This window comes from Bilophila sp. 4_1_30, from assembly GCF_000224655.1.
Classification (GTDB): domain Bacteria; phylum Desulfobacterota; class Desulfovibrionia; order Desulfovibrionales; family Desulfovibrionaceae; genus Bilophila; species Bilophila wadsworthia.
The window spans coordinates 226,349-235,917 of record NZ_JH114233.1; the positions used below are offsets into that span (position 1 = coordinate 226,349).

Consider the following 9,569-nt stretch of genomic DNA (forward strand, 5'->3'; position numbering starts at 1 on the left):
CCGGGGGGAGGAGGGAGGAAACCCTTCTTCAGAAGGGTTTCCTCCCTCCTCCCCCCGGACCCCCCATCTCCCACCTTCCCAAGACTTTCGACTGGTGGGGAGGCGGCGCACAGGGAGTCCGTTCCGGCTTGGGTTTGAAAAATTCCTTTGCACCGTACAAAATAGGGATATCCCCGTAACCTCCATTACCCCATCAAGCGTTTGCTTCGGCGGCTTGCCGTCGGGTCAAGGAGCGGCTCGCCCCTGCCAGCGCGGCTCGCGCCTTGCAGAGTGCAGAGGCAGCGCCTCTGCCGGGGTTCCAGGGGCGGAGCCCCTGTGGGTTTCATACTATTATTGGAGATTGTGCCATGACGCATTGCACGGCCTGCCGGGCCGCCCGCCCTCAATCCGCAAGGCTGCTGAGCCTGTTCGATTCCCTCGGCCCGATCATGTCCGGCCCGTCCAGCTCGCATACGGCGGGCATGGCGCGCATCGGGCGCATGGGCCGTTCCCTTGTCGGCGGCACGCCGGAACGCATCACCCTGCACTTTTTCGGGGCGCTCTCCCATACCTATAAGGGGCACGCCAGCGATTCCGCCGTGGTCGCCGGGCTCATCGGCGAACGGGAGGACTCCCCCAATGTCCGGCACGCGCTGCGGCTGGCTGCGGAACGGGGCGTCGAGGTGGAAATCCGCACGCATCCCGATTCGGACCGTAATCCCAACACGGTCAGCATGGAGCTTACCCGCGGCGGCAGGACGTATGCGGTGGTGGGCGTTTCCGTGGGCGGCGGCGAGATCGAGATGACCGAGCTGGAAGGCTTCCCCCTCTGCCTGCGCGGGAACGAGGACGGCGCGCTGTTCATCGGCCCGGACGGATTGGGGCGGGCTGTGTTCGAGGAGAGGCTTGGGGCGCTGTCCGGCTTTTCCTGCGTGAAGGATGGGGAGCGGACGCTATACCTGTGCCTTGCCGGAAAGCCGTTTCCCGATGGCGCGGATATGCCGGGTCTGGAGATGTTCCCCGTACGGAATATCCTTGGCAACAAACTTGCGGACGCCGAACCCTTGTTTTCGACCCTCGCGGCGATGGCGGAAATGGCGGGAGGTGATCTTCCCGGCCTTATCGAACGCTATGAGGCGCGGCGCAGCGGGACGGGACGCGATGAAGTCCGCGCCGCCGTGCTGCACCATTGGGAAGTCATGAAGGCCTCCATGGCGGACGGGCTTGCCGGGAAAAGCGACATGCTGGCGGGTCTGGTTCCGGGCGACGCCGGGTTCCGTCTGGCCCGGCGCGTCGAATCCGGGCAGGCGCTTTCGGGCCGGACCATCGGCATGGCGGTGGCCCGCGCGTTGGCGGTCATGGAGAACAACGGTTCCATGCGCTGTGTGGTGGCGGCTCCCACGGCGGGGGCCTGCGGGGTGTTGCCCGGCGCGATTCTTTCGGTGGCTGAGGAACGGGGGCTCAGCGACGATGCCATCGTCGACGGGCTGCTCGTCGCGGCGGCGGTGGGCGTGCTCGTGGCTATGCGTGCCCCCATTTCCGGGGCGATCGGCGGTTGCCAGTCCGAAATCGGCGTGGCTTCGGCTATGACGGCGGCGGGGCTGGCGCAGCTTGGCGGCGGGACTCCGGAACAGGTTATCCACGCGGCGGCCATCGCCCTCAAGAATCTTCTCGGGCTCATCTGCGATCCCGTGGCCGGGCCGGTGGAAATCCCCTGCATCAAGCGCAACGCCGTGGGCGTCTCCAACGCTTTCGCGGCGGCGGACATGGCCCTTGCCGGGATCACCAGCCGCATTCCTCCCGACGAGGTGGTCGACGCGCTCATCAACGTGCAGGGCCTCCTCCATCCCGATCTGCGCGGCAACCTGCGCGGCGGCCTCGCCTCCACCGCGACGGGCCGGGCCCTCAAGGATGAATGGTACGCACGAATGAAACGGATGCAGGCATAGTTTCTTTTCGACATCCCGAAAGGCCGGAATCATCCGGCCTTTTTTCGTTATTGGAGGATTCGATTTCACGGTACGGGGAAAGATTTTTCTTGCCAAATAGTCCTTATAAGGATAATCCGTATACGTACTACTTTGGCGATGGCGTTTGACGTACGGTCAGGGGGACCTTTGAGTCCGGAGTGTTTCTCCCATGCCGGGATTTGTCTTTTTTCCAACCGAGGTGAGCATGTACGATACCGAAAAGACGTTGTACCGCCATTACGGGTATATCCAGAAAGAAACCAGCCTGTATGCGCGCTGGTTCCAGAAGCGGGGCCTGTCATACCCGCAGTTCCTGATCCTTGATGCGGTGCTCAGGCGTCCCGAGGGAGCGGAACCAACGGCGCTGGCCGAGGAATGTTTCATGCCCAAGCAAACCGTCACGGGTCTTCTCGATCAGCTTGAGCGGGCGGGGTTCATCCGCCGGGAACGCTGCGAGACGGACAGGCGGCGGACGCGGGTTTTTTGTCTGCCTGCGGGCGATGAGTTCGTGACCCGCATCGTCGAGCAGTTGGACCGCCACGAGCAGGCCGCGCTCGCTTCCATCTCTCCCAAAGACATGGAGACGTTCAACAACGTGTATGCCGCCATCGTCGACGGCCTTGAGAAACATCTTTTTTCCGATCCTTCGTGAGGTCTTTCATGCCTGTTTCCCGTTTCGATTGTCCACCGCCCGGCAGGGCCGAACAGATAACCACGCGCATCGCCTATCTTATCCTTGGCGTTGGCGTGTCTTCGTGGGCCGCGCTGGTTCCGTATGCCAAGACTCGGCTCGGCCTTGACGAAGCCGTCCTCGGCATGTTGCTCCTGTGCGTCGGCGTGGGGTCACTGCTTTCCATGCCGTTCACCGGGCTGATCTCCGGGCGTTTCGGATGCCGGAAAGTCATTCTCGTTTCCGGCGTTATCTTCCTGGCGATGCTTCCGTTGCTGGCCTCGGTGGAATCCATCTGGCTGATGGCCTTGTGTCTTTTCCTTTTCGGGGCGTCCATCGGGATGATGGACGTGTCCCTGACCATTCAGGCCGTCTTTGTGGAACAGGCTGCCGGACGGGCCATGATGTCCGGTTTCCACTGCCTGTACAGCGTGGGCGGCATTTGCGGGGCCGGAGGCATGGCCCTGCTGCTCGGGTTCTTAGCGCCGCATCTGGCCATGCTCGTCATTTGCCTGTTCATGATCGCGCTGCTGGCGGCGTTCGGGCGGCATTTCCTGCCCTACGGGAGCGAGGGCGAAACCCCGTTGTTTGTGGTTCCGCGCGGTATCGTGCTCCTGATCGGGGTGTTGTGTTTCATCATGTATCTGAGTGAGGGCACCATTCTGGACTGGGGCGCGCTGTTCATGACCGCCGAGCGCGGTACGGAAGCCTCCCGCGCAGGTCTGGCCTTCGCGTGTTTCTCCGTAGCCATGACTATCGGGCGCCTGTTTGGGGACCGCATTGTGCAGGCGCTCGGCGATGCCCGCGTTCTCCTGTACGGCAGCCTGTGCGCCGCCGCCGGGTTCGGGCTGGTGGTCGCCGCTCCGTGGGCATGGGCTTCGCTCGCCGGGTTTACGGTGGTCGGTCTCGGCGTCTCGAACATCGTGCCCGTGCTTTTCTCCGCTACGGCCCGCCAGAAATTCATGCCCCTGAGCCTCGCCGTGTCGGCGGTGACGACCATCGGCTACCTCGGCGTGCTCGCGGGACCGGCGCTCATGGGTTTCGTCGCCCACGCCACCAGTCTTGTGATCGTCTTCTGTATTACACTGGCGCTGATGTGCTTCGTAGCGGTCGTGTCTCGGGCCGTTCCTTGATGGGAGGGAGCCCGTCTTTTTCGAATCAAAGGAAAATGTTCGTGGTGAGCGGCTCCAACACACTGTCATTATGTAATTGCACCTGTTGGTTGCCGGGATGCAAACCGGCGGTTGGTAGCGTTTTAAGATGGGATCGGGCAAATAAGGTCCGTCGGAAGGGCTCTCGATAACATCGGAAGGCCGACCAACAGGAAATCTTTTTGAAGGAGCATCCCTTTTATGAGAAAGTTGATCGTATGCGCGGCTATGGCTCTGACGCTTGGAATGGCTGGTCTGGCTCAGGCCGGATGCACCGCCGAGGAAGCCCAGCAGAAGGCCGCGACCTTTGCGCAGGTTGTGCAGGCCAAAGCGCAGCAGGACCCCGAGGGGTACGCCAAGGTGATGCAGGAGCTGCAGCCCGAACTCCTCCAGATCCAGCAGAAGCAGGACGTTGACGCGCTGTGCGCGTTCTACGACAAGGCCATCGCCAAACTGAAGTAATCTCTCCTCGCATCCTTTCCAGATGTATGATCGGCGGGCGCCTTCCGGGACGTCCGCCGTCTGTTTTCCCGCCGCTTGCGCGACATACTCCGCAGAATGTACCTTAGCATACTCTTTTAATGTAATGATGTCTGATTGCTGGAATCCGCCACCAGCCGGGAAATGCCCGCCGCGCCCCTCCCTCTCATGGGTTTGAATTTATCCGCCGGAAGCGGTATAGACGCCCGATGGCGAGAAAGCATCTCAATATCGGCGGAAAAATACAGGCACGCCGCAAGGCAATGGGCCTCTCTCAGGAAGATCTGGCACAGCTTACGGGGGTATCGCGCCAGTCCGTCACCAAATGGGAAACCGGACAGTCCGCCCCGGATTTGGACAGGCTGGTGGAGGTTGCCGATGTGCTCGGTGTGAGCCTCGATTTCCTGCTCAGGGAACCGCAACAGGTTTGTTCCTCCTCACCTTCTTTGGCTGTTGCGGATTCCCCTTCGTTTGCCGAGGACAGCTCGCCGGACGCGTCCGGTGTTCCCAGAGGGATCGATTCTTCTCTGAATGGGATGGCCCCTGCCGTTGCTGTGGAGCGCGTCGCTTCCCGTGGACGGGTCCCCGTTGCTCCATTCGGAAGAGAAGCCGATGGCCTTTTGGGTATCACGAAACTTTCCTCGGCACCGCTTTCCGGGATTTCGGAACGTTCCTTCGGCTTGCCGGAAACGCTCCCTCTTGAATCCGCCTCTCCCCATGAGCCGACGTCCCCTTTACGCCTTGCCCGTTCCGATGATTCCGGATTTCATGGTTCCGATCTTCGGCCTCTCCTGCGCCGTGCCGCCGCGATATGCGGTATCGTGCTGTTCATGATCGGCGGGCTCGGGCTGTTGGCACTCTGGGCTCTTTCTCAGATGTACCCCGTACAGTTGACGGACTGGGACGGTTCGCGCCATACGGGCCTGTGGGGATTTCTGCTTGCCCATGAAATCCGCTCCTTGTTTTGGTTGGCTTCGGGCCTGCTGGCTTCCGGCGGCGTTCTTGCCGTTGGGGCGTGGCGGGCGCGGTAGGCCCGTCCTTTTACCGTCGAGGTCGTTATGCGTTATTTTGTCGTGGACGCGTTTGCGGACAAGCTGTTTCAGGGGAACCCCGCCGGGGTGTGCGTGGCGGACGGGCCTTTGTCCGAAGGGCTTATGCAGCGCATCGCGTCGGAGAACAATCTTTCCGAGACGGCCTTTTTGGCGCGCCGGGATGACGGCGAATATGATTTGCGTTGGTTTACGCCGCTGGAAGAGATCGATCTGTGCGGTCACGCGACGCTCGGCTCATCCTTTGTGGTGTTCAACGAGCTTGAACCGGATCGGCAATCCGTGGCCTTCCATACCCGGAGCGGCGTGTTGCGCGTGGAGCGTCAGGGGGAATTGCTGGAGATGGCGTTTCCGGTGCGGCGTCCCGAGCGTGTCCCTCTGGACCCCATTGCACCGCTGCTTATCGAAGCGCTTGGGGTGAACCCCGTGGAAACATGGCTGTACCGCGACCTGCTGGTATTGGTGAACAGCCAGAGGGATGTGGAGCGGCTTGTGCCGGACGTGGGCAAGATGCGGCTGTTGCCGATGGGCAAGGCCGTCGTGATCACTGCGCGCGGAGATGCGGGCGGCCCGGATTTCGTGTCCCGGTTTTTCGCGCCGGAGATGGGGATCGCCGAAGATCCGGTCACAGGCTCGTCGCACAGTATGCTGGTGCCTTTCTGGGCTGATCGGCTCGGCAAGGATCGTTTCGTCGCCCGCCAGCTTTCGGCGCGGGGCGGGACGCTGCATTGTGCCCTCACCCCTGAAGCGGTGCTGATCAGCGGGCGCGTCGTCCCTTATTTGAAAGGGGAGATTTTTGTGTAATGGGAAAAAAGGTTTCTCCTCCCCTCCCAAACCCACCCCTCCTCCCAAGGCTTTCGACGTTATTGAATCCCTGTTGGCGGGTGTTCCGGATATGGTTGGCCGGGGCGGTGCGGCAATGGCGAAAAGGCGGGTTTCCCCGCCTCTTGTTTTTGAAGGGGATGTCGGACTGTGGACTTAAGCCGCTTTTCTCTGGAATCTCCGGGCAATGGCCTGAACCTGCCTGCCGAGCATGACGAGGGTGACGGAAGAGCTGATGAGGATCACGCCGCCGACAAGGGCGGGCGTAAAGGGTTCGTTGAATACGAGGATACCCACAAAGACGGCGGTGAGCGGTTCCATGACGCCGAGAACGGACGTCAGGGTCGAGCCGATGCGCTGGACGGCGAGCACGAGGGTGAGGTTGGACAGCACCGCCGTGATCACCGCGAGCAGCGCGGCCATCATGAATTCCCACCATGAGGACAGGGGCTGGAAGGTTCCCGTGCCAACGGCATTGGCAAACGCGAACGCCGCCCCGAAAAACAGTACGTAGAAGGTCATGACGAGGCCGTTCATGTTCCGGATTCCTGCGACGTGGATCCCCGTGATGTACAAGGCGTTGCAGAAACCCGAAAGGAGCATCATGCCCACGCCGAGCAGGGTAACGGGCCTGCTGCTGTCGCCCCCGATGGAAAGCAGCGCCACCCCCGCCACGGCAAGCACGATGGAGCAGGCCGTGATCATGGAAAACTGTTCGTGGAAAAAGGCGATCATGAGCAGCATGACCATAACGGGGTACAGGAACTGGATGGTGGTGGCGACGCCGCTCGGCATGTAGTTCAAGCCGTAAAAAAGCAGCAGCGCGGCCGCCGTATACATGAAGCTCATGCCCGCCAGCTTGCACAGATCGATCGCGCTGGCGTGGAAGCGTTCCCGCCGCAGCACGAGCACGCCCCCGAGCGTCAACGACGCGATAAGAAATCGGTAGAACAGCACCGAAGCCGGGGAAACTCCGTCGTGGATCAACGGCAGAGTGAACAGCGGGATCAGCCCGAACGTCGCGGAAGAAAACAATCCCAGAAAAAAGCCCATGAATGCCTCCCTATCCCGGCGGCGTGCCGACAGGCTCCCTCCCGTACTCTCCGTTTCAGGGCGAAACCTCCAGTGCGGGCGGGGCGACTCCGCCCGGTCTTGCCTTATCAACATTGGGCTCAAGGCACAATGGCATCTTTTCCGCTCTTCCTTGCGCTCTCGTGTTCCCCTTTTGCTCCGTTTCTTTCCGCCCCGAGAGCCAGCGGAAAAAGGAAGGCCGGGATTTTCCCGGCCTTCTGGTCGTTTCAAAGGAACAGCGTTTTCCCGGCGAAAAATGCCAAGGATATCTGGGGATGACGTGGGTGGCGTTTTCCGTTCCGGCGGGATGCGCCGTATTACTCCGAATTGCCTGTCCTCGCTGGTTCAATTACGAAACCAACAGCGTTCCCCTTTACCGCTGCCCCAACGCTGATGCCGGGGCGTCACTTCTTCTGATCGAAGTCGTAATAGAGTTTAAAGTATTTCTTGTGGACCTCATAGGACCAGTGCTCAATGCGGAAGATGCTGACGGCGGCTTCGCGGTTGCCGAGCTTGACGGAGTCGATGAAGCGCTGATGGGTATTGAGGTTCATGGACTCCCATTCGTAGGAATACTGGCGTCGCGGGAAGTCGTAGAGGCGGCGGCGCAGCGGAATGAGCGTCTGTTCGAGCAGGATGTTTTCGGAGAGCGACAGGAATATGCCGTGAAAACGGATGTTTTCGTCGTAATATTCCGTATAGTCATTGTTTTTGAGAAGTTCCCATTGCCTTTCGTTGGAGGCTTCAAACTGCCGGACATGGTAGGCAGTGAGCTTGTTGAAGACTTCGTTGAGGCAGTCGGCCTCGATGGAGCCGATGATCTGGTACGCGCTCTTGATGAAATCCTGTGAGATCGGGTTGATGTACACGCCTTTGCGGGGCAGGATGGTTACGAAGCCTTCCGCTTCGAGACGGATGAGGGCGTCACGCAGGGGGGTTTTGCTGACTTCGAGGGTTTCGCAGATGCTGTCCTGATCGAGGAACTCGCCATACCGCAGTTTCCCCGCGCTCATGGCGTCCTTGAGGTACTGATAGACACGTTCTCGGAGGGAATCGACTTTTGGTTCCTCGCCAAGGGCGGCATCTTTGACGATTTTTTTAGAATGTTTCACCCTCGCTCTCCCGTTTTTTCGTAGATATATGAGATTGTCATGTGTGGCATGGTTCTGCCCCAAAGATCAAGAGGAAAACTGCGGGGCAGAAACTATTATCATTTGGAACCCTGCATGATTGAAGGAGTATGATTTTCCCACTCAACAATGTCTTGTGGAGTCCGTACACTTTTGATATATAAGAAAGGGTCCGCTGAAGACAGTAGCGTATTCATCGGGCACGGTAAAGCGCCTTCGGGCCTTACCGCTTGTGGGGCTTCGGGTGCCCGGTGCGTCTGCGCCGGGAGAATTGGAAAGTTCGGTCTGAAACCGACGCTGGCCCGCAACCGTGAAAGGGGACGAATCCGCGTAGCCACTGCGGCAGAGCCGTGGGAAGGTGCGGAGGAGAGTGATCCTTAAGCCGGGAAGCCAGCCCGAAGCCTGTATCCTCATAACCGGGATCGCCGAGAGGCGTGCCCGAGCTTGCCCACGCGGCATGGGCGGGAGGTTGTTCTATGGCTTCGCACTTGCTCGAAAAAATGGCTCAGGACGGGACGAATTCCTTGCGTGAGCGCGTCTATCGGCATCTTGAGGCGGCTTTGCGCGAAGGACAGCTTCACCACGGGACATGTCTGGATCAGGATCGCCTGTGCGAGGAACTCGGCGTCAGCCGCACCCCGTTGCGCGACGCGCTCCTCAGGCTGGAAGCCGAGGGCTTCGTGACCATCCAGCCCCGCAAGGGCGTATACATCACGCCCGTTTCGGATGCCTTTGTCAAAAGCGCTTGTCAGATATTAGGCGCGCTTGAGGCCGATTGCCTCGATACCGTTTTCCCCCTGCTGACCTCACGGCACATCCGGCAGCTTGAAGAATCCAACAAGCGGCAGGAGCAGTTCCTCGAACGGCGTCAAGCTGTGGAATATCACGCGGAAAACGCCCGTTTCCATGACATTTTCCTGTCACTTTCCTCCAATACCCTGTTGTACCAGACTATTGGCCCGTTGCGGCGGCGTCTGGACATGCTGCCGGATCACCCTTTGGCCTATGAACAGGCACGGGCCGCGCTCAACGATCATTGCAGGATCATCGATTCCCTTAAAATGAAGAACCGGACGGCGGCCGTGAGCGTGCTGCGGCATGAGCACTGGGCTCCCGTGCGGTTCTTGTGCCCCAAGTCCGCCAAGCTTTCCCGTGTGGCGTCGTCCGCCGCGAAGCGTTCCGCGGCCTAGGCGCGGGCGGGATGTTTTTTGAAGGAGGAGGGAGAACCTTTCTGAGGAAAGGTTCTC

Annotated in this window: 9 protein-coding genes and 1 riboswitch; of the genes, 7 read left to right on the forward strand and 2 right to left on the reverse strand. The window is 60.4% G+C overall.

Annotated features, from left to right (window positions below; translation table 11 throughout):
• Positions 1-347: 347 nt before the first annotated feature.
• The 6 genes from sdaAA to HMPREF0178_RS13090 all read left to right on the forward strand — a co-directional run bounded on the left by sdaAA (position 348) and on the right by HMPREF0178_RS13090 (position 6,103).
• Positions 348-1,928 (forward strand): L-serine ammonia-lyase, iron-sulfur-dependent, subunit alpha, encoded by a 1,581-nt coding sequence (sdaAA, locus tag HMPREF0178_RS13065; protein WP_009368519.1) that lies wholly within the window; start codon positions 348-350, stop codon positions 1,926-1,928.
• Between the two features lie 226 nt (positions 1,929-2,154).
• Positions 2,155-2,601, forward strand: a complete 447-nt coding sequence (locus tag HMPREF0178_RS13070; RefSeq protein ID WP_009368520.1) for a MarR family winged helix-turn-helix transcriptional regulator — start codon at positions 2,155-2,157, stop codon at positions 2,599-2,601.
• Between the two features lie 8 nt (positions 2,602-2,609).
• The gene (locus HMPREF0178_RS13075) at positions 2,610-3,752 is read left to right on the forward strand and encodes an MFS transporter (RefSeq protein WP_009368521.1); all 1,143 of its coding nucleotides are present in this window, start codon (positions 2,610-2,612) and stop codon (positions 3,750-3,752) included.
• A 219-nt stretch (positions 3,753-3,971) separates the two neighbouring features.
• Positions 3,972-4,232, forward strand: coding sequence for a hypothetical protein (locus HMPREF0178_RS13080; protein WP_005024758.1), 261 nt, complete (start codon positions 3,972-3,974; stop codon positions 4,230-4,232).
• A 227-nt stretch (positions 4,233-4,459) separates the two neighbouring features.
• A complete protein-coding gene (locus tag HMPREF0178_RS13085) occupies positions 4,460-5,281 on the forward strand; it encodes a helix-turn-helix domain-containing protein (RefSeq protein WP_039959058.1) in 822 nt (273 codons plus the stop codon).
• Between the two features lie 27 nt (positions 5,282-5,308).
• Positions 5,309-6,103: a PhzF family phenazine biosynthesis protein gene (locus tag HMPREF0178_RS13090; protein ID WP_009368523.1), complete on the forward strand. Its 795-nt coding sequence runs from the start codon at positions 5,309-5,311 to the stop codon at positions 6,101-6,103.
• A 174-nt stretch (positions 6,104-6,277) separates the two neighbouring features.
• Here the strand turns inward: HMPREF0178_RS13090 and HMPREF0178_RS13095 are convergent, their stop codons facing one another.
• Together HMPREF0178_RS13095 and HMPREF0178_RS13100 are read right to left on the reverse strand one after the other, a co-directional pair.
• A complete protein-coding gene (locus HMPREF0178_RS13095; protein ID WP_005024755.1) occupies positions 6,278-7,174 on the reverse strand; it encodes a DMT family transporter in 897 nt (298 codons plus the stop codon).
• A 422-nt stretch (positions 7,175-7,596) separates the two neighbouring features.
• Positions 7,597-8,304, reverse strand: coding sequence for a GntR family transcriptional regulator (locus HMPREF0178_RS13100; RefSeq protein ID WP_009368524.1), 708 nt, complete (start codon positions 8,302-8,304; stop codon positions 7,597-7,599).
• 243 nt (positions 8,305-8,547) lie between these two features.
• Positions 8,548-8,736, forward strand: a riboswitch (cobalamin riboswitch).
• A 62-nt stretch (positions 8,737-8,798) separates the two neighbouring features.
• Here HMPREF0178_RS13100 and HMPREF0178_RS13105 point away from each other — a divergent pair.
• On the forward strand, positions 8,799-9,512 hold the full coding sequence (locus tag HMPREF0178_RS13105; protein ID WP_009368525.1) for a GntR family transcriptional regulator: 714 nt from the start codon (positions 8,799-8,801) through the stop codon (positions 9,510-9,512).
• The last annotated feature ends 57 nt before the right edge of the window (positions 9,513-9,569 follow it).